25 protein-coding genes and 2 pseudogenes are annotated in these 22,319 nt (G+C 56.7%); 17 read left to right on the forward strand and 10 right to left on the reverse strand.

The window, feature by feature from the left end:
• Positions 1 to 111 precede the first annotated feature (111 nt).
• The 3 genes from J4859_RS02525 to J4859_RS02535 are packed head-to-tail and all read right to left on the reverse strand — an operon-like array spanning position 112 to position 755.
• Positions 112 to 315 (reverse strand): transposase, encoded by a 204-nt coding sequence (locus tag J4859_RS02525; protein ID WP_212332533.1) that lies wholly within the window; start codon positions 313 to 315, stop codon positions 112 to 114.
• The gene (locus J4859_RS02530) at positions 282 to 470 is read right to left on the reverse strand and encodes a transposase (RefSeq protein WP_212332535.1); all 189 of its coding nucleotides are present in this window, start codon (positions 468 to 470) and stop codon (positions 282 to 284) included. The genes J4859_RS02525 and J4859_RS02530 overlap by 34 nt, the downstream gene beginning before the upstream one ends.
• Before the next feature lie 51 nt (positions 471 to 521).
• The gene (locus tag J4859_RS02535; protein WP_212332536.1) at positions 522 to 755 is read right to left on the reverse strand and encodes a transposase; all 234 of its coding nucleotides are present in this window, start codon (positions 753 to 755) and stop codon (positions 522 to 524) included.
• A 170-nt stretch (positions 756 to 925) separates the two neighbouring features.
• On the opposite strand from J4859_RS02535, the gene J4859_RS02540 reads away from it, so the two are divergent.
• The 3 genes from J4859_RS02540 to J4859_RS02555 all read left to right on the forward strand — a co-directional run bounded on the left by J4859_RS02540 (position 926) and on the right by J4859_RS02555 (position 2,896).
• On the forward strand, positions 926 to 1,534 hold the full coding sequence (locus tag J4859_RS02540) for a transposase (RefSeq protein ID WP_212332537.1): 609 nt from the start codon (positions 926 to 928) through the stop codon (positions 1,532 to 1,534).
• Positions 1,535 to 2,093: 559 nt separating this feature from the next.
• The gene (locus J4859_RS02550) at positions 2,094 to 2,276 is read left to right on the forward strand and encodes a hypothetical protein (protein WP_212332538.1); all 183 of its coding nucleotides are present in this window, start codon (positions 2,094 to 2,096) and stop codon (positions 2,274 to 2,276) included.
• Between the two features lie 443 nt (positions 2,277 to 2,719).
• Positions 2,720 to 2,896, forward strand: a complete 177-nt coding sequence (locus J4859_RS02555; RefSeq protein WP_212332539.1) for a hypothetical protein — start codon at positions 2,720 to 2,722, stop codon at positions 2,894 to 2,896.
• Between the two features lie 90 nt (positions 2,897 to 2,986).
• On the opposite strand, the pseudogene J4859_RS02560 reads toward J4859_RS02555, so the two are convergent.
• Positions 2,987 to 4,401, reverse strand: a pseudogene (locus J4859_RS02560) (ISL3 family transposase).
• A 480-nt stretch (positions 4,402 to 4,881) separates the two neighbouring features.
• Between J4859_RS02560 and J4859_RS02565 the strand changes: the two are divergent.
• Complete coding sequence (locus J4859_RS02565) at positions 4,882 to 5,436, forward strand: IS3 family transposase (RefSeq protein ID WP_212332543.1); 555 nt, start codon at positions 4,882 to 4,884, stop codon at positions 5,434 to 5,436.
• Positions 5,437 to 5,450: 14 nt separating this feature from the next.
• Here the strand turns inward: J4859_RS02565 and J4859_RS02570 are convergent, their stop codons facing one another.
• Together J4859_RS02570 and J4859_RS02575 are read right to left on the reverse strand one after the other, a co-directional pair.
• The gene (locus J4859_RS02570) at positions 5,451 to 5,609 is read right to left on the reverse strand and encodes a hypothetical protein (RefSeq protein WP_212332545.1); all 159 of its coding nucleotides are present in this window, start codon (positions 5,607 to 5,609) and stop codon (positions 5,451 to 5,453) included.
• Between the two features lie 71 nt (positions 5,610 to 5,680).
• Positions 5,681 to 7,048, reverse strand: coding sequence for an ATP-binding protein (locus tag J4859_RS02575; RefSeq protein ID WP_371812276.1), 1,368 nt, complete (start codon positions 7,046 to 7,048; stop codon positions 5,681 to 5,683).
• A 271-nt stretch (positions 7,049 to 7,319) separates the two neighbouring features.
• Here J4859_RS02575 and J4859_RS02580 point away from each other — a divergent pair, with 271 nt between their 5' ends.
• From J4859_RS02580 to J4859_RS02595, 4 genes and pseudogenes are all read left to right on the forward strand, one after another.
• Positions 7,320 to 8,540: an MFS transporter gene (locus J4859_RS02580; RefSeq protein WP_212332549.1), complete on the forward strand. Its 1,221-nt coding sequence runs from the start codon at positions 7,320 to 7,322 to the stop codon at positions 8,538 to 8,540.
• Positions 8,541 to 8,960: 420 nt separating this feature from the next.
• Positions 8,961 to 9,358: pseudogene (locus tag J4859_RS02585) on the forward strand (heavy metal translocating P-type ATPase); the annotation flags it as partial.
• 114 nt (positions 9,359 to 9,472) lie between these two features.
• Positions 9,473 to 10,021, forward strand: coding sequence for an HAD family hydrolase (locus J4859_RS02590; protein WP_371812278.1), 549 nt, complete (start codon positions 9,473 to 9,475; stop codon positions 10,019 to 10,021).
• Between the two features lie 618 nt (positions 10,022 to 10,639).
• The gene (locus J4859_RS02595; protein ID WP_212332555.1) at positions 10,640 to 10,888 is read left to right on the forward strand and encodes a hypothetical protein; all 249 of its coding nucleotides are present in this window, start codon (positions 10,640 to 10,642) and stop codon (positions 10,886 to 10,888) included.
• A gap of 182 nt (positions 10,889 to 11,070) precedes the next feature.
• On the opposite strand, the gene J4859_RS02600 is transcribed toward J4859_RS02595, so the two are convergent.
• The 4 genes from J4859_RS02600 to J4859_RS02615 form a co-directional block, all read right to left on the reverse strand.
• Positions 11,071 to 11,346: a hypothetical protein gene (locus tag J4859_RS02600; RefSeq protein ID WP_212332557.1), complete on the reverse strand. Its 276-nt coding sequence runs from the start codon at positions 11,344 to 11,346 to the stop codon at positions 11,071 to 11,073.
• On the reverse strand, positions 11,313 to 11,636 hold the full coding sequence (locus J4859_RS02605; protein WP_212332559.1) for a hypothetical protein: 324 nt from the start codon (positions 11,634 to 11,636) through the stop codon (positions 11,313 to 11,315). Before J4859_RS02605 ends, J4859_RS02600 begins: the two co-directional genes overlap by 34 nt.
• A gap of 73 nt (positions 11,637 to 11,709) precedes the next feature.
• Positions 11,710 to 11,901 (reverse strand): helix-turn-helix domain-containing protein, encoded by a 192-nt coding sequence (locus J4859_RS02610; RefSeq protein WP_212332561.1) that lies wholly within the window; start codon positions 11,899 to 11,901, stop codon positions 11,710 to 11,712.
• 336 nt (positions 11,902 to 12,237) lie between these two features.
• Positions 12,238 to 12,480 carry a hypothetical protein gene (locus tag J4859_RS02615; RefSeq protein WP_212332563.1) on the reverse strand — a complete coding sequence of 81 codons (243 nt, stop codon included), beginning with the start codon at positions 12,478 to 12,480 and terminating at the stop codon, positions 12,238 to 12,240.
• Between J4859_RS02615 and J4859_RS02620 the strand changes: the two genes are divergently transcribed.
• The 9 genes from J4859_RS02620 to J4859_RS02655 all read left to right on the forward strand — a co-directional run bounded on the left by J4859_RS02620 (position 12,472) and on the right by J4859_RS02655 (position 21,416).
• Positions 12,472 to 12,765 carry a hypothetical protein gene (locus J4859_RS02620; protein ID WP_212332564.1) on the forward strand — a complete coding sequence of 98 codons (294 nt, stop codon included), beginning with the start codon at positions 12,472 to 12,474 and terminating at the stop codon, positions 12,763 to 12,765. The two genes, J4859_RS02615 and J4859_RS02620, sit on opposite strands and share 9 nt — an antisense overlap.
• A gap of 459 nt (positions 12,766 to 13,224) precedes the next feature.
• Entirely contained in the window at positions 13,225 to 13,407 is a 183-nt protein-coding gene (locus tag J4859_RS02625; protein WP_212332566.1) for a hypothetical protein, read from the forward strand.
• Positions 13,408 to 13,847: 440 nt separating this feature from the next.
• Positions 13,848 to 14,024 (forward strand): integrase core domain-containing protein, encoded by a 177-nt coding sequence (locus J4859_RS15945; RefSeq protein ID WP_249113725.1) that lies wholly within the window; start codon positions 13,848 to 13,850, stop codon positions 14,022 to 14,024.
• Between the two features lie 348 nt (positions 14,025 to 14,372).
• The gene (locus J4859_RS02635) at positions 14,373 to 14,576 is read left to right on the forward strand and encodes a hypothetical protein (protein WP_212332569.1); all 204 of its coding nucleotides are present in this window, start codon (positions 14,373 to 14,375) and stop codon (positions 14,574 to 14,576) included.
• 3 nt (positions 14,577 to 14,579) lie between these two features.
• Complete coding sequence (locus J4859_RS02640; RefSeq protein ID WP_212332571.1) at positions 14,580 to 15,281, forward strand: SAM-dependent DNA methyltransferase; 702 nt, start codon at positions 14,580 to 14,582, stop codon at positions 15,279 to 15,281.
• 101 nt (positions 15,282 to 15,382) lie between these two features.
• Positions 15,383 to 16,885 (forward strand): Eco57I restriction-modification methylase domain-containing protein, encoded by a 1,503-nt coding sequence (locus tag J4859_RS02645; protein ID WP_212332573.1) that lies wholly within the window; start codon positions 15,383 to 15,385, stop codon positions 16,883 to 16,885.
• A 1-nt stretch (position 16,886) separates the two neighbouring features.
• On the forward strand, positions 16,887 to 20,027 hold the full coding sequence (locus tag J4859_RS02650; RefSeq protein ID WP_212332574.1) for a GIY-YIG nuclease family protein: 3,141 nt from the start codon (positions 16,887 to 16,889) through the stop codon (positions 20,025 to 20,027).
• Positions 20,028 to 20,642: 615 nt separating this feature from the next.
• Positions 20,643 to 20,777, forward strand: coding sequence for a hypothetical protein (locus J4859_RS16680; RefSeq protein ID WP_256436807.1), 135 nt, complete (start codon positions 20,643 to 20,645; stop codon positions 20,775 to 20,777).
• A gap of 12 nt (positions 20,778 to 20,789) precedes the next feature.
• The gene (locus J4859_RS02655; protein WP_212332576.1) at positions 20,790 to 21,416 is read left to right on the forward strand and encodes an IS30 family transposase; all 627 of its coding nucleotides are present in this window, start codon (positions 20,790 to 20,792) and stop codon (positions 21,414 to 21,416) included.
• The last annotated feature ends 903 nt before the right edge of the window (positions 21,417 to 22,319 follow it).

Below are 22,319 nucleotides of genomic sequence, written 5' to 3' on the forward strand. Positions count from 1 at the left end.
CGACCGCGGACATGAGGGCGTGCTCACGCGGTATGGGCCCTGTCAATATAATGGACAGAGGAATCTCAGATTTTTAGAGTCTTCGGTAGTTTCTGTGGGTGAGAAGTTCATCTAAGCAGCCTTCTTCTTCGTGCTTTCCTCGGCCCTTCCCGGAAGCGTCGGCCTGCTGTCGGAGCACCTCAATATGAGCACTCCGATGAGGTTGTCGGTGTTGCGGAAGCCATAGCCCATCCTGACCGTCATCTTGATCTTGTTGTTGATCGCCTCGACGCGGCCGTTGCCTATGCCAAGCTCGGCCGTCCCTGCCCTGAACACGGCCCGCAGGTCCTCTTTTTAGCTCCCAGGCCCTGAACAAGCGCGAAGCGGCTGCCCTTGATCGCGTCGGCGGCCTTCTTCGCAACCTGCCATTCCTTACAGCGCACCTCGTCGAGCGTATCGGTTATCCCTTGCACGACATGGAACGGGTCCATGACCCACCGCGCGCCGTCGGCGGTGATAACCTCGATAGCGCGCCTCTGCTCTCAGGTGAGCTCGTCGAAAAACAGATTCAGCACATCCTTGCCGTACTCCTTGTGGGCCCATATCAGCCATCTCCGGTCGTGGTCGATAACGACAATCAGGTACTTGTGGTCCTTCTTGTAGGAGGTCTTATCGATCCCGATGCGCCTTGCGCCCTCGAAGCGCCCCTTGCCGCGCGCGGCCTGCAGATCGGTGTAGACGCGCGCGCACACCTCACCGAGCGTGTGCCACTCCACGCGCGAGCGCCGCGACAGTGCTGGCCGGATCCGTGCAGCGCCAGGCACGCCACCCACTCTCAAAGTTGTACGTGAAGCGCGATTTGCGCCTCGCCCAGGGCAGCGACTGGTTACGTCCGTAAAGTGGTGTAAAAACGGGAGCGAGCCAGAGGCCCGTCTTCCAAGTAAACTTGCAATCACCAAAAGGCACAGAGAATCGAAGGCCGGGCATGGCTCGAATCAATATTACCCTCGAAAGCGACAAGATAGCGCAGGTCCTTACGGATTCCAGAGAGGATGCGTTTCGGCTCCTCTTGCAGCAGTCCCCCAACGCGATCCTGTCAGCAAACTCCGCCGAGCAGCTGCGCGCCGAGCCCTACGAGCAAACGCAGGAGCGGACCGACTTCCGCAACGGCACCCGCAAGAGCTCCCTCGTCACCAGGGTCGGCACGGTCGAGCTCGCCGTCTCGCGCCACCGCAACGTCTCGTTCAAGACGCTCGTGTTCGACAACTACAGGCGCGCCGAGGCCGCCCTGGTCCTCGCGATGGCCGAGATGGTCGTCGGCGGCGTTTCGATAGCCAAGGTCGGCCGCGTGATGGAGGAGATCTGCGGCAGGGGCTTCTCCAAGCAGGCCGTCTCGCAGGCCTGCTCCGAGCTCGACGAGGCGCTCGAGAGGTTTCGCAACCGCCCCATAGAGGGCGGCCGCGTCAGGCCGAAGGCGCTGCTCGTGGCCGCCGGGCTGACGCCGACGGGCGGCAAGGAGGTGCTCGGCGTCGAGCTCGCCGACGGCGAGACTTAAGGGGCCTGGTCGAGCTTCCTGTCCTCGCTCGCCGCGCGCGGCCTGGCGGGCGTGCGCGTGGTCACCTCCGACGCCTGCGAGAGGCTGGTAGCGGCCTGAGCTGTAATCTTTTGGTGGACAGTGGGATTCAGGGACTAACAACAGATATGCTCTGTCCAGATACCCACCTACCAACACCAGCAGATTGAAGAGATGAGATGTCGCTGAGCGCAAGCGAGATAGAGAAGGCAAAGTCCCGCACGAAGCCGGAAACACCCAAACACTACACTGAGGAAGTATCACCTCGAGGCCATCGACTACTACAGGAAGGCACGTAAGGCCAACCCGAAGAAGAGCATCAGAGAATGCGCCGCAAAGCTTGAGGCCAACGACAAGACCTTAAACGACTGGATCATCAAGCACAACAAGACCGGAAGGGTGACCCAGGCAAGGACCGAGGAGCAGAAGGAGCTCGACAGGGCCAACAGGCGCATACACGAGCTCGAGAGCGAAAATAAGTTCCTAAAAAAGAGGCAGCCTTCTTCGCCGGGGTCCTCTGACGAAGGACAGGTTTTAGCTCATGCTAGCAAAGAGGGCAACCTACAGCGTCTCGATGATGGCACGTGTACTGGAGGTGAGCAGGGCTCACTTCTACAGATGGCTCAAGGCCAAAGGCGGTGAGGACCTATGGGGTCCCCTCAAGGAAGTCATCTGTGCGATATGGGAGGAAAGCGACAGGCGCTTCGGCTTTCGCAAGGTCTGATCCAAGCTCACAGGAGATCCAAAGTTACGCAAAATTTACAGGCACGACCCGCTACCGCGTACGGAGGTGCATGGTCGAGCTGGGATAGGCGGCATCTGATCCAATGCATCGAAGAAGACGACGCTGCCCGCACCTGATACCCCCGAGCGCCCCGACCTCATCGGACGGGACTTTTCGTGTCCCGTTCCGACAGCCAAGCTCATGGGCGATATAACCTATCGCAGGACCACGGCAGGCTTTATATATCTTACCGTCGCGCACCATCTGTGCACACACATGGTGGTGGGCTGAAGCATACAGGACAACATGAGGGCAGGCCTTGTCGTCTTTGCCCTGAAGATGGCATATTCGCGCGGATACGTGGCCAAAGGGGCCATATTCTAAGCAGCCCAGGCAGCCAGTACATAAGCTCAAAGCTGGCCGCCTGCTCAGCCGTACACGACGTGAGGCTCTCCGTGGGGAGAACCGGAAGCTGCCACGACAATGCGGTCGCCGAATCGTTTTTCGCCACGCTCAAGAACGTGTGGTACTACCACAAGCGCCTCTTAGACGCATCCACGACCAAGCACAAGGCACACAAGTTTAATCGAGTCGTACTACAACCGCTTCCGCCCGCATAAGTCCATAGGAGATCGCGTGCCGGTAGAGGTGATGCAGGTCGCATAAAAAGAGGTTCAGTCATAATTCCTGTTGATAGATAACCTCAGAGGTCATGAGAATTTCCTGCTGGCATCAATGATCTTCAGGAAGAAATATTCATCATCCGGATAGCCGTATCCTTTGCGTCTCAGTGTCTTGATCATCTGGTTGGTTCCTTCAACTTTGCCGGATGAGATATGAACTCGTGCATGAGAGATAATTCCTTTCATGTGGTTCTTAAGCAGCTTGGCAAACCACATGAAATGCTTGTTCTTAGTTGCTTTGCAGGTGCGTATGATCCGGTTAATATGAATCTTCATGCCTCTTTCGGTATTTGCTTTGTATGCTTTATTAAGCTGTTCTTCTACCAGATCCATGGTGAAGAACAGCTTGTTTTCATCCAACAGCTTCTTGTATTCTTCTTCAATTCCTGCTTTTTTGCTTCACCTTTGGCTTTTTGAACAGATCGCTTCCTTTGGCAATGATTTTGCCCGCTTTGGCAGCTTTCTCTTTCTGCTTGCTGGTCTCAGTATTTGTCATCAGGACATATTTGGAGCCTTTGAGAACTTTGACAGCTTCTGTATTGCCTTCTTCTATCAGGCGTTTCTGTTCCTCTTTACGGACTTTTGATACCACCTTGTCATTGAAGTTTTTGATCAGATGGAGATGGTCATAGACAATATCTAGCCACCCACAGCGTTTCTTGAAAGCTTCTTCAAAGTCACTGTTCATATCACAGACCACAGCCTTGACGTTTTTCATCCAGTCGATGCCGATCCAGTCAATAAAGTCATATACAGTCTGTTTCTTCTTGCCACAGGCAAGGTAGAGCACATCTCCGCTCTTCATGTCCATGATCAACGTAGCGCATCTATGGCCTTTATGAAGAAGGAATTCATCAATGCCAAGATACTTTGAGTATTCTGTAGGCTTCTTCAGTTCCTTACCTTTACCGTTGACGGTATACAGTTCCTGAAGACGCTTCTTATCGATTCCCTTGACGCTATTCTTGCTTAAAACCGGCAATGATGGATATTTCCTTCATTGTCAGTTAAAAGCGAAGCAGATCGCATGTATAGTTCTCAAGAGCAGCTCTAATCAGATGTCCCTGAGCCTTGAAATCTACGGGTTCTGTATAAGTGCTAGCCGCACAGTTCTTATTCTGGCAGAGTGCTCGCTGCTTGGATACAACGATGTGAGTATAGATACCTCCCATAGCAATGTGTTTCAAGTCAACCTCGGCTGTGCCGTTATACACCGTCTTCTGGCTACACAAGCTGCACTAGATCGGCTGTCCGTTCAGACGATTCAGCTTTCCCTTAAAGAAGTATTCAGTGACTTTGCGCTTGGCAGGTCTAGATGATGTGCCCACAGAGATCTCTTTAACGGCCATCTCCGGCATACCAACCTGGGTAAAGGAGGGCAGACCTGATGAGAATGTTAAAATGCCACTCAGGAGCTGTATATCAGAAATTGAATCAATCAGATCATAGGTATCAGCACGAAGATCTTCTGATCTTGTATCAAGCAATTCTCCCTGAATAAGCGGCTGTGTGTTAACATGCATATGGATCTCCTATTTTGTATGTTTGGTCACACACAATTATACGAGATCCATTTTTATATTCGTACTATATCTCCGTCCCACATGGCGTCATATCAACAGGTTTTGGGATTGAGCCAAAAAATCTGAGATTCCTCTGTCCGTTATATTGACAGGGCTCAAGCAGCTATGAGTATGCCTCCCATACCCTGGAGCGTGGCGAGAGTGGAGCGCACACGCAGGCCCGCGCCTCGGTCGTTGTCTCCTTCGACAGCAGCCAGGGGAGATACGGATACCGCCGCATCGCCTCGGAGACCGGCCTCGGCGAATGGACCGTGAGGAAGATCATGAAGGAGGAGGGCCTCGAGGCGAAGGCGGCGAAGAGGCGCAGGCGCTACAGCTCCTATGCAGGCGAGATATCGGATGCCTCGGACAACCCTGCTCAGGGGCGCAAACGGCGCCCACCATTTCGGCGCCGATGCCCCCAACGAGGTATGGATCACGCACGTCACGAAATTCAGGATCCCTGCCGGCAAGGCCTACCTCTCTCCCATAGTCGACTGCTTTGACGGCATGCCCATAAGCTGGAGCATCTCCTGCTCTCCCGATGCCGAGATGGCCAACTCGTCGCTTCTCGGCGCATGCAGCCAGCTCGGGGAGGGCGAGCATCCGATCGTTCACAGCGACTGCGGCTGCCACTACAGGTGGCCCGGATGGATCGGCATCTGCAGCGAATATGGCCTCAGGAGATCGATGTCGCGCAAGGGCTCAAGCCCCGACAATGCCAGGGCGGAGGGACTGTCCAGAAGGCTGAAGGTGGAGTTCTTCTACGGATGCGACTGGACGGGAGTCACGATGGAGAGGTTCATGGAGCTTCTGGACGAGTATCTGGTATGGTATCGGGACGAGAAGATCAAGAGCGATCTCGGATACAGGAGCCCCATGCAGTACCGGAAGGATCTGGGGCTGGCAGCGTAGGAATCAGGTCCAAATTAACCACCGCAGTTCCGGCATACATTGAGCGACCAGACGGGCATGATGGCTTTCACCATGTCGCTTGCTGGCTTCCCGATGATGTCTGGGAAGGCAATTTTGGATTCTCCGAGGACGACGTTGCCCGCTTCAAGGACATAGTGCATTCCTGCGCTCATCTGCTGCTCGAGTTTGCGGCGGGCGGAAGATTTGAGAACGTCTGAGACTTCTGGGCGGGTACTGCTTTTCGTTAGGCTCTCCGCGAATACTTCGTCCCTCTGCCTCTTCCACTGCGTTCCACCAGGTTTTTCTGCTCGAGCGAAGCAAGGAGACGTCCTGTCGTCGAAAGGCTCATGTCGCAGGCGTTCGCAATCTGCTTTCGAGACATGAGCATTCCTGTGGGCAATGCATTCAGGACTGCTTTTTCTTCTACTGTTGTGGCAGGATGGGAGCCGAACGTGGGAAGCGTTACACGGATGCTCGCATCGAGCACATCGAAGCGAGGAGGCAGTTCCCCCTCTGGATAGGCTTCCCGGATGCGCGGAACTCCGGACCCGAAGAGTTCGATATAGCCCAGTCTGAACATGACCGTGGCAAGGGTCGGATTTCTAGGTACAGATAGACCACCTGCAAGGTAGGCCTCTCTCTCGATCCCTGAGGGGAGCGAGCCAGGAGATGTTACCACAACACGGTCAGGGTGCATCGCGACTGTAATGGTAGCCAGCATATCCCATGCGCGATGCGCAATTGCGTCGGCGAGCGTCTCCCGGAGAGCATCCAGAGGCAATCTTTCGCTCCGCTCTCTGGTGGTTGCTGTTACTTTTTCGAATGTATAGTTTCTTTCGGCAATGCCTATTGTCCTATCGAGTTGGTCGAGCACCGAGCATCCCCCTATGCGCGCTCTCTCGAGAATCTCCGATGTGCTCTCGCCGAACCTCATGATATCGATTCCAGGAAAGGGATTGGAATCGGACAGAAGTGCAGCAGCATTCACGAGCTGGCCGTCTGCATCCGCTAGCCCAAGCGTCCGCAAGGTGTTCCTGTCGAATCTGTCGACCCCGAGTCTGTCATGCAGACGCTGCTTGAGGGAGCCGAACTCCATCTTCTGGTTGTCTGCCGGCAGCTGATCGAAAGACATGTGCTTACCGGCGAGCACGAGCCGTTTCAGCTCCAGCGGACCTGCCTCTATGGTCGAAGAGTCGTTTCTGATGTATGCCTTCCCTTCGTAGAGGTAAGGCTTGTCCGGCCCTTCGAATACGGTAAGGGTCATAGTGCCAGATCTGCTGTCAACCTCTATTGTGTAGCGGGGTCGTGGATCGATGGAGTCATGGATCATGTGCTCCACGCGCAGACAATCTTTATCGATGTCAGGAAGGCCCACGATAGTGCCATCATCCGCCATGCCGAAGATGATGCTGCCTGTCCGGTAGTTTGCATATGCGCTGACTGTTTTAAGGAAAGACTTGGATACCGAGATTTTGAGCTCTCGGTCTTTAGACTCGGGCAGAGCTATGGTACGACCTCCTGAGCACAGCGAATGGACTAGAAAAAAATTATCTTGACCAATTATAATCCTATTTATAGTCCCAGTATTGCTTGGTAATTGACCAGAAAAAATTAGCTAGTCAATCAGTCTGAACGGATATAGCCATTGTCTATGCTGTCACGCAGGGGACACTGGCATCAGAAGAGGACGCTACCTGGCAAGCCATATTTACGTCCGCCTGGGTGCGTGCTAAGATGGAACGCCTGGACAGGGTAGCATCTGGACAATGTATTCCAGAGGCAAAAGGGATCTGTCACAGCATAGCCGGAGGCGGAGTTTCCGCCACTGAACTGATGGATCCGTCCGTATCCTATCTGCAGCTTCCTGTCCCTTGGAGGAATACTTGCCAGAGTATCTATCGAAGCCTTCCGAGGGGGCATATGCCCTCCGTCTAGCCTTCACCACCTTCTTTCGTGCGCTGGGTTTCCAGGCTACCTACTTTGTCGGCATCATCGGCTCTGCGACCTACCTTCTAGGTGCTGATGCGATGGAGGCCTCCTTGCTCGTCGTCCTCCTCAATGTCACGTTTGTGGCTGCAGGGGCCGCAGCAGGCGTCGTTGTCGACCGTATCGGGCCGAGGATGACGATGCTTTTCTTCCTTGCTCTCCTGGGCGTCACCGGCATCATCGGTGTCGCCTTCCCGATGGGCATGATGTTGCTTGTGGTCGTGAATGTGCTCGAAGGGATTGCCGGGGGCTTCTGCATGACGGCAAGCTCTGCCTATCCGCGCTATCTCGCAGATGATGCTGCCGTGCTCCAGAAGATCAACAGCTACAACAATACGGCCCTCTGCGTTGCCGTTATCGCAGGGCCACTCATCGGCGGCTGGCTCACGGTGCTCTTCACGAGCCAGATGGTGTTTGCGGTCCTGCCGGTCTCGTCGTCGATATCGGCGCTCTTCGTCTGGAAGCTGCCGGAGCTTTTGCATCCTGAAGGCACAGAGAAGAGGGAGGGGGAGGGCTTCTGGAAACAGCTTGCCGAGGGCATCCATATCGTGTTCTCCCACCCGGTGATCGCAGCGCTCTTCCTGATCTATTTCCTCGGCTACTTTGCCTACGGCGCCTTCGACTCGCTCGAGTCGCTCTTCTACCGCGATGTGCTCAGGGTGGGCTCTGAGTGGATGGGATGGCTCTCTTCAGCAGCAGGTCTGGGATCGACGGTAGGTGCCTTGGCGGTGTTGCGCTTCTCCACAAAGCGGCTCTCTCTCGAGACGATCGCCCTTCTCCTTGTCGTAATCGGCGTGGGCTCCATGGTGTACGTAGGAACGGCTTCTGTCGCTATCGCTCTTATAGGCCAGCTCATCGCTGGCTTCGGCTTTGGCGCCATGGGGCCCGTGAAGGACACGGTGCTCCAGAGGAACTGCGACATCCGCTACATAGGGCGTGCCACCTCGGTCCTCTCTGTCGGCATGAACTCTGCTGGTACGCTGCCGCTCCTGATCGCTCCTTCCGTGGCGGATGTCTTCGGTGTGCAAGCAGCCCTCTTTGGTGTCTCCACCATCGCTGCTGTCATAGGCGCTCTGGCTCTTGCCTGGACGCATGTGGGCAACCCGAAAGAGGCATAAGGACGCCACGCCTGCTGGAAGCGGTGCTGCCGAGTCTCCAGCGACGCCGCTCGCCCATTGGGATGCACAGGGCGCATACATGTTCATCCAAATCTAGGGGCCGATCTGCTTATCGTCGCCCCATTCAGAGAGCAGCGCGGCGATGCCCTCTGCATTCAGCATGGCACGATAGGCCTCCGATGCAAGGTTCTCTTAGGGAGGTTTTCCCACCTTCGGGTTGAAGGGGAGACCTCCGGCTGTGACTGACTTGGTTAGGAACATGCTGATAGCATCGGAGAGGCTTGGCTCCTGGCGAACAGAGATTTCTGTTGCGTCTTCTCTTGGATGGTGGCAGTGCGTACCGTTATCCCGGCCCTTCTTATCGCTGCGGCTCTCATTGTGCTCCCCATCTCCCTGTCCCTCGTGTGCCCGAACTGAGACATGGCCGAGGTGGAGCCGGGAGATGTGGTCCAGGTCCGGACAGGCGGCAAGATTTCGGCCGACGGAACGGTCCTTTCCAGCTCGGAGACCGTGGACGAGTTGAGCATCACGGGGGCGCCCATACTGGTGGCAAAGCAGGCGGGAAGTCCGATCTTTGCCAGCGCTATCCTCGGCAATGGCACGCTTGAGCTCACGGCCGAGAAGGCCAGCGAGGATACCGCATTCGGGAAGATCGTCGAGCGTGTGGAAGAGCCCAGGACTCCAAGACGCCGACAGAGCACTTCATAGACCGGTTCCCGAAGCGCTATACGCCCGCAGTGCTGGCAATCGCCGTTCTCGTCTGGTTTGTCACACGCAATACAGAGCTTGTGATCACAATCCTTGTACTCGGTTGCCCCGGTGCCCTCGTGATAGGCGTGTCGGTATCGAATGTGGCCAGCATCGGCAATGGTGTCCGCCATGACATTCTCTTTAAGGCGAGCGATACGGTCACGAGATTCAACCAGGTGGATATGGTGCTCTTCGACAAGACGGGAGTGCTGACCTATGGGGCGTCGCAGTTCGTGCGGGAGCTGCTCTTCGGCGACAGCGAGGATCCTGAGGACAGGGAGAGTGCAGAGGCCCTGCTTGCAAGCGTGGAGAGGGAATCTGGGCACCCGTTTGCACATGCCTTCGCAGGGTGTCTCGAAGATCTGCCACCCCTCGAGGTGGAGGCGATGGATGCGATCTGGGGTCAGGGCATTGCCTCCCAGGTGGTAGGGCATGAGGTGCTCGCAGGAAACCGCCTCCTTGTGGAGCGCTTGGGCATTGTGCTTGCCGATGAGGTGAAGAAAGATCTCGATGCTCTGGAGACAGAAGAAGGCCCCCTTGTTCTTGCTGCAGTGGATGGCAGGCTCGTGCTTGCCCTCGGCATTCGCGGCGAGGTCAGCGAGGGTATGGGGCAGGATCTAGAGGCGTCCAGAAAGCTCGGCGTCCTCTCGGGAGACAGCCAGAAGACTGCAGAGCGCGTCGGACGCGAGCTCGGACTCGACGAGGTTCGGGCGGGGAGGCCTCCTTCCTGAAGATAAGGCTGCCTATGCACGGTAGCACCAGGAAGCGGGCGAGGTTGTCGCCTTCGTCAGTGACGGGATCAATGACAGTTCCCCCTGCGGTAGTAGATATCGGCATCATAAAGGATAATGGTACCGATGTCGCAATCGAGGCACCCGATGTCGTCCTGGTGGGATCGGATTTCCCCAGGATGGCTCATGCCCTGGGGCTTACAAAGGTAACCCGATGGAACATGGCGGAAAAACATCACGATCGCTCTCGACATCGTTGCCTTCCTGCTCGTGGGCCTCGTTGCTAGCGCCTGGATGAACATGGCTCTCGGCATGCTCGTGCATGAAGGTAGCATCCTCGTCGTGATCCTGAATGCGACGCGACTCATGAGATTCTGTATTTGATAGCCTCTGAGTTGGGGTTCTGAGCGCCGGAAAGCTACGGCTTTCATCACGAAGATTTTTCGGGTTTGCGCATGGGCATGCTGCCCATCCCCAGGATGCCCCTTTCTGTCGCTGCTTCGGTATAGACAGAAAGGGGCAGAAGGAAATGATCGGCGTGGACAAGATTTAAGATATACGAGAGATGTACAGGAACAAAGAGCCTGATCGCCAGGATCGCGAAGAAGGTCGGAGTGTGTGAGCCCACTGCGAGGAAGTACGCGAAGATGGAGGACCTCTCGCCAAAGATGCCTAAGGAACAGGGAGGCGAGGCACTCCTCCCTCGAGGGGTTCGGTCGCTTCATCGACGAGATGCTCGGGCAGGAGCGCAGCTGCTGGCGCAAGCAGCGCCACAGTACCGTGCGCATCCTCGACAGGCTGAGGAACGATCACAGCTTTAAGGGCTCCTTTCCCACCGTGCAGCGCTACGTGAAGGAGAAGCGCTAGAAGATGGCGGCCGCGAGGGGCCTTGCCGGCTTTTTGCCCTGGCAGATTGTCAAGCTGAGTGCAACATCTCCCTAAAGACCTCGTTGGCTGTCCTATATTTCAGGACCTTCCTCGCTCTGTCGCAGATCAGCTCTACCGCATGCTGCACCTCCTCGTCCGTGACCTTTCCGAAGTCGCTGCCCTTAGGGGAAGAACTCTAGCAGGAGCCCGTTGGTGTTCTTAACTGTTAGCTTCTGCCATAGATGGTGGGGGTCGCAAAAGTAGAGCTGCACGCCTCCCAAGGCCTTTGTGAGCCCTGCATGCCCTGCGAGCTGCTTGCCCCTATCCGGAAGTGAGCGTCTTAAGGGGACGTCCCTGCAAAAGTCCGACCTCGGCCTTAGAGACGCTCCCGCTGTCGTGGTGGCTCTTTCCGCGGCAAGCAGCCTCACTGCCCTGTCGGCAAGCACGAGCAGGCACACGGGTCCTGCTGCCACGAGTGTGTCGTCTGCCCACTCTCCGAGGCAAGACCTCGCATCGGCCTCTTGGGCCTTTCCTTTACGGTATGTAAGATCTCGATCTTACCCCTCGTCGTAGGCCTCTTGCTGCGCAGGTGGCGCCACACCTTGCCTTCGGGGCCGGTTTCCGGCAGCTCGAGGGTGGCGGCTATGGACCTGCCGGTAAGAATAGTTGGCAGGTTCAACGACGCAGCTGCCGCCACCCTCGAGCCTGAGATATAGTCTATCTCCTCCAGGGACCAGTGTCTGTCCATGATGAGTAAGCGCACCTTCTGTGCAAGCGCAGGGTCTGAAAGCCGCCTTTTCGCCCTGCATCTCCTGCGGCGCTCATCCGCCCTCCTTTTGGGCAGCACATGCCCTAAAGTGTCCGTGGCGTGCGTTCCTCTTGAGCTTGTGGCAGACGCTGGAGCTGTCCCTGCCGATCTCTCCCGCGATATAGGCAATTGACCTTCCCTTGTGCCACGCAGCTTGGCTATGCAGTCCCTCTCCTGTAGGCTTGAGATGCTTGTAGTGGCACACTCCTTTTAGCTTTCGACGTTGATTGAGACAACCAACATCGTAGCCTTCGGACGTGCGCCACGCTTGCATTCAGAGGGCTATCCTGTTGCACTCAGAATGCTAATCTGCCCCTCGAATGGCTACCCGGTAAGTGCCAGGTCGACTTCGGTAAGGCCGACTTCAGGGTGAGGGGCTTGCCGATGTGTTCGAGTTCATAGGCGACCTGCCGGAAGCGCGCGGTCTTTGACAACGCGCTCGGCATAGGAAGGATGGTCGGCGACGAGATCCGCCTGAAGCGAGCTCTTCTGCCTGTTTTGCGCCCACTATGGCCTCTCGTGCTCCTTCACGAATCCCTATTTAGGCAACGAGAAGGGCAATGTGGAGAACAAGGTAGGCACCCATTGCCGGAACATGTTCGTGCCCATGCCGGCCGTGGGCGACGTGGAGGCCTTCAACAGCAGGCTCCTTCAGCAGAGCCTTAGCCTCTCGTAGGGCAAGCCCCACTGGAAGAAGGGCACGCCGAAAGGACAAGGCGGCCCTCTCGCCGCTCGCGCCGCAGAGGTTCTCCTGCAGGAGGTAGGAGACGAGGAAGTGCAGCAAGGCACGTTCACGCTCGGCGGCATACAGCGCTACTGCGCAGACCCCGCCTGGGCGGGAAAGAAGGTGGCGGTCTTCTTCGGCGCCTTCCATGTGGAGCTCTTCGATCCCAAGACGGGAGATAAGATCGCCAGCTACGAGAGGGAATGGGGCCAGGTCCCGACGGACAGCGCGGATCCCGTGGCGCAGCTGTGCATAAGGCCGGGCGGCTGGAGGGACTGCGTCGTGAGGAAGTCCCTGCCGGAGGAGCTCGTCGCATTCCTGGACGCTAAGCCGAAGGAGTCGTAAGCTGTAATCTTTTGGTGGACAGTGGGATTCAGGGACTGGCAACAGATATGCTCTGTCCAGATACCCACCTACCAACACCAGCAGATTGAAGCGATGAGATGTCGGTGAGCGCAAGCGAGATAGAGAAGACAAAGTCCCGCACGAAGCCGGAAACACCCAAACACTACACTGAAGAAGTATTGCCTCGAGGCTATCGACTACTACAGGAAGGCACGTAAGGCCAACCCGAAGAAAAGCATCAGAGAATGCGCCGCGAAGCGTGAGGTCAACGACAAGACCCTAAACGACTGGATCATCAAGCACTCAAAGACCAAAAGGGTGACCCAGGAAAGGACCGACGATCACAAGCAGCTCGACGCAGTGAACAGGCGCATACACGAGCTCGAAAGCGAAAACGAGTTCCTAAAAAGTGGCAGCCTTCTTCGCCGGGGTCCTCTGACGAAGGACAGGTTTTAGCTCATGCTGGCAAAGAGGGCAACCTACAGCGTCTCGATGATGGCACGCGTACTGGAGGTGAGCAGGGCTCACTTCTACAGATGGCTCAAGGCCGGAGGCGGTGAGGACCTATGGGGTCCCCTCAAGGAAGCCATCTGCGCGATATGGGAGGAAAGCGACAGGCGCTTTAGCTTTCGCAAGGTCTGATCCAAGCTCACAGGAGATCCGAAGTTACGCAAAATTTACAGGCACGACCCGCTACCGCGTGCGCAGGTGCATGGCTAAGCTTGGGCATCTGCGGCATCTGATCCAATGCCTCCAAGAGAACGACGCTGCTCGTACCTGATACCCCTGAGCGCCCTCACCCGGCGCGGCTTTTCGTGTCTTGTGCCGACAGCCAAGCTCGTGGGAGACACAACCTATCGCAGGACCACGGCAGGCTTTATATATCTCGCCGTCGCACACGATCTGTGCACACACATGGTGGTGGGCTGAAGCATACAGGACAACATGAGGGCAGGGCTTGTCGTCTTTGCCCTGAAGATGGCATATTCGCGCGGATACGTGGCCGGAGGGGCCATATTCTAAGCAGCCCAGGCAGCCAGTACATAAGCTCAAAGCTAGCCGCCTGCTCAGCCGCGCACGACGTGAGGCTCTCCGTGGGGAGAACCGGAAGCTGCCACGACAACGCTGTAGCCGAATCCTTCTTCGCCACGCTCAAGAACGAGTGGTACTACCACAAGCGCCTCTCGGACGCATCCACGACCAAGCACAAGGCACACGAGTTTAATCGAGTCATACTACAACCGCTTCTGCCCGCATAAGTCCATAGGAGATCGCGTGCCCGCAGAGGTGATGCAGGAGTTCTTCGAGCGCCTCGAGAGAGGCCTTGCGTACGATCCAAAGGTGATGCAGACCGCATAGAATCTGAGATTTCTCTGTCCATTATATTGACAGGGCTCAGGGACGTCATGGGGCGACGGTCGCGAGGCGGCGCACCGACTCGTGCGGATAAAGTGCCGCGCGTGTGCGCCGCGGACCTCTAACTTGGACGGTGCGTACAAGTTAGGCTACTTGCTGCTGTTCAGGGTCATGTAAGCTCTATCATTCAGTTTTTTGTTAGAATGTGCGTATATTTATTGCATTTCGCTTGCTGGTGCAAGGAGGACGAAGTGAAGTGCTCCGATCTCGTTGAATCTGGCGCGACGCAGATGCAACGCATGGACTATCTCTTCGAGGGCGAGCCGATCCCTATCACGCTGCGCGTCCCGAGAAATCTCAAGGAGGTGGCGACTGAGACGGCGTGCCTACGTGGGGTAAGCTTCTCGGCCTTCGTCCGCTCATGCATCATTAACGAGCTATCCGAGGGGGAATAGCGATTGTCACAGCAAGTCAAATCAAAGGAACGCGTCCAGGAGCACGGCGAGGTGTTCACGAACGAGCACGAGGTCAACGCCATGCTCGACCTGGTGAAGCCAGAGACCGAGCGCATCGACTCCAGGTTCCTCGAGCCGGCTTGCGGTGACGGTAACTTCCTCGCCGAGGTGCTAAGGCGGAAGCTTGCGGTCGTCACTTCGCGCTACCGTAAGTCTCTCCACGAATGGGAGAGGTACTGCTTCGTGGCCGTCGGCAGTGTATACGGCGTCGAGCTCCTTCCCGACAACGTTGCCGCATGCAAGGAGCGTCTCTACGGGATCGTAGAGGACGAGTATGAGAAGGTCGCAAAGAAGGACGCCAACCCTGCCTTCCTCGACTCGATACGTCTCGTGCTCAGGCGCAATATCCTCAACGGCAACGCCCTCAGCCTCAAGGCGGTGGATTGGGACGGCAATGACACCGCGGAGCCCATCGTCTTCTCGGAGTGGTCGGTCGTCATGGGCGACAAGGTGAAGCGCCGCGACTTCCGCCTCGACGAGATGCTCGAGGGTAACGTGGATGCGGATCAGACGCGTTCGCTCTTCGGAGCGGACTATAGCTCGGCGGTCGACTGGGAGTACGACAAGGAGACGAAGTCGTTCATTCCTAAACCAATGCGCGAATCCCCACTTGTTAGCATCTACGAGATAAGTGGAGCGAAATGAGGTTCCGAAGATTTGAAACGTTGGCAACTACACCCTCAGAGCTTTCTGTTACATGAGATGGTTGGCTGCGTGGGCGATTGGCTTTATGGAATGGAGAAGGGATGAGTAACCTCTTCGAGACGACATACAACCCCGATGTACTGAGCTGTCTCGCCAACCTCTCGAACGACGAGGTCTTCACGCCGCCCGAGCTTGCGAACCAGATGCTAGATCTGCTTCCAAAGGAATTGTGGAGCGATCCTGGCGCGACCTTCCTCGACCCCGCCTGCAAGTCCGGTGTCTTCCTGAGAGAGATAGCGAAGCGTTTGATAGACGGTCTTAGGGATGAGATTCCGGATCAGCAGGAGCGTCTCGATCACATATACAAGAAGCAGATCTTCGGCATCTCCATCACAGAGCTGACGAGCCTGCTTTCGCGTCGAAGCCTGTACTGCTCGAAGTATCCGAACAGCAAGTACTCTGTCGTGCGGTTCGACGATGTCGAGGGCAACATTGACTTCAAGCGGTTGAAACATACATGGCGTGATAAACGGTGCATCTATTGTGGCGCATCGCAGGATGCGTATGACTGTGACGATTCGCTTGAGACATATGCCTATGAGTTTATCCATCTTGATAACCCCGAGAAGGTATTTCATATGAAGTTCGATGTCATCATTGGCAACCCCCCGTATCAGCTTGATGACGGTGGGGCACGGCGTAGTGCGGTTCCCATCTACAACAAGTTTATCGACCAGGCAAAGAAATTAAATCCTCGGTACCTTGTCATGATCGTTCCTGCCCGCTGGTACGCCGGTGGGCGTGGACTTGATGCATTTCGCAACGAAATGCTGCACGATACCAAGCTAAAAGAACTTCACGACTTCCCAGAGACAAACGACTGCTTTCCTGGCGTGAATATTCGCGGGGGAGTTTGCTATTTCCTTTGGAGTCGCGATTATAACGGCAAGTGCCACGTCGTAAATCACTTTAAGAAAACCCTCTCGGAGTCAAACCGATTTCTGCTCGACGGAAATGGCGAGTATTTCATTCGCTGGAACAAGGGAATCGAAATCATTAAGAAGGTTCAGGCAAAGCACGAGGCTAGCTTTTCCGAGTTTGTTAGTGCCTCTAAGCCTTTTGGTCTCAGGGCCGCATTCAAAAACTTCTCCGAGTCGAGAGACTCAACACATGATGTTAAGCTCTACCGATTCGGTAGTGACGGCTACATCAACACTAGTCAGATTATTAAGAACGCCGAACTTGCAAGCCAGTGGAAGGTAATAGTGCCAGAAGCTAGTCCAGGTGCTGACGAGTATCCGCATCTGGTTCTATCAAAGCCGATTGTGTCTGAGCCAGGTTCAATTTGCACAGAGACATACCTATTGATAGGGCCATTTGACAGTAAACGGACTTGCGACAACGTGTGTTCCTATATCGTCACGCGTTTTTTTCGCTTCCTCGTCCTTATGCTGAAGAATACGCAGCACACAACTAGACGCGTGTACTTCTATGTGCCCGTTCAGGACTTCTCGCATGCGTGGACAGATGAAGCACTATATACGAAATACGGCATAACATCTGAGGAAGCAGCTTTTATCGAGAGTATTGTGAAGGAGCGTTAACTTGTCTGCCAACGACTTCTTCCCACAACGACCTGACGACAAGCCAATCATCTACGCCTACCGAGAGCCTGGCAACCGTGAGCTCAAGGGACTGCTCAAGGTCGGCTACACAAGCCGGTCAATAGAAGAGCGCATGCACGAGCACTACCCGACCCTCAAACCCGGCGAGAGGCCCTACAAGGTCGTGTTCACCGCGCCCGCGATGCGCTCCGACGGTACCACCTTCATGGACCACGAGGTGCACGCCAACCTCGAGGCGAACGGCTTCCGGCGCATGCGGGACCGCGACGGGAAGAAGACCGAGTGGTTCCGGTGCACCGTGTCAGACGTCAAGGCGGCCTACATCGCAGTCCGCGACCGTTCCGAGAACGTCGAGCGCCGCACGCGCGACTTCAGGATGCGCCCGGAGCAGGAGGCGGCCGTCCACAAGACGGAGGAATACTTCCGCTCGGTCGAGGAGGAGGGCGGCACCCATACGCCGAAGTTCCTCTGGAACGCGAAGATGCGCTTCGGCAAGACCTTCGCCACCTACGAGCTCGCGAAGGACATGCACTTCACGCGCGTCCTGGTCCTCACCTTCAAGCCCGCGGTCCAGTCTGCCTGGGAGGAGGACCTCGCCACCCACGTCGACTTCGAGGGCTGGCAGTTCGTCAGCCGCCCGAAGGAGCCGGGGAGGCCTAACATCGCTGAGCAGTACGAGGCGGCGGACAAGTCGCGCCCAATCGTGTGCTTCGGCTCGTTCCAGGACTTCCTGGGACGCGAGAGGGACGGTCGTATCAAGCCCCAGCACGAGTGGGTGCGCGAGGAGGACTGGGACCTCGTCGTCTTCGACGAGTACCACTTTGGCGCCTGGAACGAAAACTCGAAAAGCCTCTTCGAGCCCGAGGAAGAGGATGAGGCAAACACGCAGGAGGACATGGACACCCGCGTGGGCCACGTCAACACCGGCAACGAGATGGACGAGGGCGACCTGCCCATCGTGACGCGCTTCTACCTCTTCCTCTCGGGGACGCCGTTTCGCGCCCTCAACTCCGGAGAGTTCATCGAGGAGCAGATCTTCAACTGGACCTACTCCGACGAGCAGAGGGTCAAGGAGGCCTGGCCCAGGAAGCATCCCGGACAGCCGAACCCCTACGAGTCGCTCCCGCGCATGGTGATGCTCACCTACCAGATGCCCGAAGAGATTAGGAGGGTCGCGCTCGGCGGGGAGTACAACGGCTTCGACCTCAACACGTTCTTCGAGGCGAGGGGCCAGGGCGACGATGCCGAGTTTGTGCTCAGGGACTCGGTCCAGAAGTGGCTCGATCTCATCCGGGGCTCCTACAAGCCCTCGACCGTGGACGACCTCAAGCTGGGTGCAGAGAAGCCGGCGCTCCCATATGCCGACACGAGGCTGCTGCACGTCCTCAACCACACGCTCTGGTACCTTCCCCGCGTGAATAGCTGCTACGCCATGAGGAACCTCCTGCGCGAGCCGCAGAACACCTTTTTCCACGACTACACGGTCAACGTGTGTGCCGGCCCCGAGGCAGGTGTCGGCGAGGCGGCGCTCGACAGGGTGCGCGAGAGCATGCAAGACCCGCTGCACTCGCGCACGATAACTCTCACCTGTGGCAAGCTCACGACGGGCGTTACCGTGAAGCCCTGGTGCGGCATCTTCATGCTCACGAACATGAGGAGCCCCGAGACCTACTTCCAGGCGGCCTTCCGCGTTCAGTCGTCCTGGACGATCAGGAATGACGCCGGCGAGACCGAGATCATGAAGCGGGAGTGCTACGTCTTCGATTTCGCGCTCGACCGGAGTCTGCGCATGGTCAGCGACTACAGCTGCCGGCTCAAGGTGGACGAGAATGTCGGCCCCGAGGAGAAGGTTGGGGAGTTCATTAACTTCCTGCCAGTGCTCGCCTACGACGGCAGCACCATGCGCCCAGTGAGCGCGGCGGACATCCTCGACATCGCAATGGCAGGCACGTCTGCGACGCTCCTTGCCCGCAGGTGGGAGAGCGCGCTCCTCGTGAACGTTGACAACGACACGCTCAGGAGGATTCTCGCCAACGAGGATGCGATGCGCGCTCTCATGAGCATCGAGGGCTTCCGCAATCTCAACGAGGACATCGAGACCATCGTCAACCGCTCCGACGCCATCAAGAAGGCGAAGCGCGAGAGAGGAGACCTCACCAAGAAGGAGAGGAAGGAGATCTCCGAGGAGGAGAAGGAACTCAAGAGCAAGCGCAAGCAGATCCAAGAGAAGCTCATCAAGTTCGCGACGCGCATACCGGTCTTCATGTACCTCACGGATTACAGAGAGCAGACGCTCAAGGACGTGATCACGCAGCTGGAGCCGGGTCTCTTCAAGAAGGTTACCGGCCTCACCGTGAAGGACTTCGAGCTCCTGGTATCGCTCGGAGTCTTCAACGACGTGCTCATGAACGACGCCGTGTACAAGTTCCGCCGCTACGAGGACTCCTCGCTCACCTATGCAGGCGTCGATAGGCACGCCGGCGAGCGCGTCGGCCTCTTCGACACGACGCTCTCTGACTTCGAGTACATGCAGATGGCTCAGCAGGAGTCCATGGTGGCTCCGAACGGGCTCGCAACATCTCCCGATGCTCGGACTTCGCGAGGGGACCGGAATGTGAAAGATGCGGCTTCTACATTGGTAAAGGCGCGATCGCATGAGACGCTAACAGCTGCGCAGGCTCCAAGACGCGACTGGGTTCTCGATGCGCTTGACGACGAGGGAATCGACTACGTCGACCGTCGCGCGGGCGGCGGCTGCCTCTGGGTGCCCGGGGGCAGCAGCATCGAGGAACGCCTTGGTCCTGTGATAAAGAGAGGTGCGGGCTTCAAGTACAGCACGACGGGTGGCAGGGTCACGCATGGCAGGCCCGCTTGGTGGCTCAAGGGCTACCCCGAGGCGCGCGACGGCGAACCGGATGGCCCGCTCGTCTTGAAGGTGGAGCTCGATGCCCTCGACGTGGGTGACACCGTGTTCCACAAGGCGTTCGGTTACGGGGAGGTCGTCAACCTGAGCGACAAGTACGTGATGGTCTCCTTCGAGAATGACAACCACAAGAAGAAGCCGTTCAGGCAGTTCGGGTTCCCAAGTGCCTTCTATCAGGGGCTGCTGAGGATTGTGTAGATAAAGATGATTTCGACTGATCGAATAGTCCGTAAGCCAACAGAAATTGGGCCCTTCGCTGTTTCTAGGGAAACGATGATTAATTCGCCTCGATGAGGTAGCTGGGGCTGTACGCTGTAGGCCGCCTGTTCAAAATGTCTCGAACCACGCAGTGACCATACCCACATAAATGCCTATCTGCCTGCGGATATGTTATAATTACAGCAACGTATTCCAGCATATCCAAAAGGAAGATATGGGCAGCCAGATGAGCTTTTAGGACCTTACATTCCAAGGTCTTAGGAAGAAGACCCGGCGAGAGGCATCCCTGGAGCGGATGGATACAATCGTTGTGTGGGATAGCTGGATTGCACTGGTAGATACCAGCTACCACGGACAGGCGCGTGGCAGGCATGTGCGCGCTGCAAAGACAAAGCTTTGGATGTATCCTGCTTTAGGTAATGTTTGGGCTGGCAGATTAGCATTCTGAATGCAACAGGATGGCCCGCTGGATGCAAGCGTGGCACACTCCGGAAGGCTACGATGTTGGTTGTCCACATCAACGTCGAAAGCTGGAAGGAATGTGCCACTACACACATCTTAGCTCTCAGGAGAGGGACTGCATAGCCACGCTGCATGCACAAGGGAAGGTCAATTGCCTATATCGCGGCAGAGATCGGCAGGGACAGCTCCAGCGTCTGCCACAAGCTCAAGAGGAACGCACGCCACGGCCGCTTTAGAGCCTGTACTGCCCAAAAGGAGGGCGGATGAGCGCCGCAGGAGATGCAGGGCGAAAAGGCGGCTTTCAGACCCTGCGCTTACGCAGAAGGTGCGCTTACTCATCATGGACAGACACTGGTCCCTGGAGGAGATAGACTATATCTCAGGCTCGAGGGTGGCGGCAGGTGCGTCGTTGAGCCTGCCGACTATTCTTACAGGCAGGTCCAAGCCATCGCCCTCGAGCTGCCGGGATCCGGCCCCGAAGGCAAGGTGCGGCGCCACCTGCACAGCAAGAGGCCTAAGACGAGGGGCAAGATCAGGAGCTTACACAGCGTGGATGAGAGGCCCAAGCAGGTCGATGAGAGGTCTTGCCTCGAAGACTTGGTAGACGACACGCTCGTGGCAGCCGGGCCTATGTGCCTGCTCGTGCTTGCCGACAGGGCAGTGAGGCTGCTTGCCGCGAAGAGAGCCACCACGACAGCTGGAGCGTCTCTAAGGCCGAGGTCGGGCTGCTGCAGGGACGCCCCCTTAAGACGCTCACTTCCGGATAGGGGCAAGCAGTTCGCAGGGCATGCAGGGCTCACAAAGGCCTTGGGAGGCGTGCAGCTCTACTTTTGCGACCCCCACCATCTATGGCAGAAGCTAACAGTTAAGAACACCAACGGGCTCCTGCTAGAGTTCTTCCCCTAAGGGCAGCGACTTCGGAAAGGTCACGGACGAGGAGGTGCAGCATGCGGTAGAGCTGATCTGCGACAGAGCGAGGAAGGTCCTGAAATACAGGACAGCCAACGAGGTCTTTAGGGAGATGTTGCACTCAGCTTGACAATCCGCCGCTCTTAAGACGAGGGAACTTAAAGATGCTATCCTGGATTGTCGGTCCTATCAGCGCTTCTGTGCACGTAGACCTTATGTCTGAGCAGGTGCCAGATGCGACGACACTTGCGAAATTCCGCCATAGCCTCGAGCGGCAGGGACTCGGCAAAGCTTGTGCTTCACGACCTGAACTTAGAAGCTCGAAAAGGCAGGGATCACGGCGCGGGGTGGCTCCATGGTGGATGCGACCTTCACCTGGGCTCTTAAGCTCCACAAAGAACAAGGACCACGCACGTAACCCTTAAAGCGCACCAGTCCAAGAAAAGGAAGAGTGGCGTATCTGATACAAGGCGCATATCGGCGTGGATGCCGCAGGCGGCCTTGTGCATGGTGTGGAGACGAGCGCTTAGAATGTATCTGACATATCCCAGGCACATGCACTCATAAGGGAAGATGATAGGTTCTGCTATGCAGATTCCAGTTATACCGGTATAGCGAAGCGCCCTTAAGGTCACAGCAGACCCACACCTCTCATCTATGCGCTACAGTGTCGCTTAAGGAAGCCTTCGACTAGAGAGGGCCTTGCCTGTGCACTCTTGTCCGATAAGGGCATCGAGTCCAGGAAGGCATGCGGCCGCTCAAAGGCAGAAGCATCCCTTCCTCATCGTGAAGCGGCGCTTCGACCCCTTAAGGAAGCGCTACAGAAGGATAGAGAAGATGCCTGCACACTCGAGTCTGTCTCGTCCTTGCAAACCTTACCCATGTGCATCTTTTGCCAGC

This window comes from Atopobium sp. oral taxon 416, assembly GCF_018128285.1.
Taxonomy (GTDB): Bacteria; Actinomycetota; Coriobacteriia; order Coriobacteriales; family Atopobiaceae; genus Olsenella_L.

Excerpts from the sequence above, each read along its gene's own strand:
- J4859_RS02605 (WP_212332559.1), bottom strand. The coding sequence starts at position 11,636 with ATGGACAGACACTGGTCCCTGGAGGAGATAGACTATATCTCAGGCTCG.
- J4859_RS02590 (WP_371812278.1), top strand. The coding sequence starts at position 9,473 with ATGGTGCTCTTCGACAAGACGGGAGTGCTGACCTATGGGGCGTCGCAG.
- J4859_RS02550 (WP_212332538.1), top strand. The coding sequence starts at position 2,094 with ATGCTAGCAAAGAGGGCAACCTACAGCGTCTCGATGATGGCACGTGTA.
- J4859_RS02570 (WP_212332545.1), bottom strand. The coding sequence starts at position 5,609 with ATGAGCGCAGGAATGCACTATGTCCTTGAAGCGGGCAACGTCGTCCTC.
- J4859_RS02625 (WP_212332566.1), top strand. The coding sequence starts at position 13,225 with ATGCTGGCAAAGAGGGCAACCTACAGCGTCTCGATGATGGCACGCGTA.
- J4859_RS16680 (WP_256436807.1), top strand. The coding sequence starts at position 20,643 with ATGCACAAGGGAAGGTCAATTGCCTATATCGCGGCAGAGATCGGCAGG.
- J4859_RS02565 (WP_212332543.1), top strand. The coding sequence starts at position 4,882 with ATGCCTCGGACAACCCTGCTCAGGGGCGCAAACGGCGCCCACCATTTC.
- J4859_RS02655 (WP_212332576.1), top strand. The coding sequence starts at position 20,790 with ATGCAGGGCGAAAAGGCGGCTTTCAGACCCTGCGCTTACGCAGAAGGT.
- J4859_RS02645 (WP_212332573.1), top strand. The coding sequence starts at position 15,383 with ATGAGTAACCTCTTCGAGACGACATACAACCCCGATGTACTGAGCTGT.
- J4859_RS02530 (WP_212332535.1), bottom strand. The coding sequence starts at position 470 with ATGGACCCGTTCCATGTCGTGCAAGGGATAACCGATACGCTCGACGAG.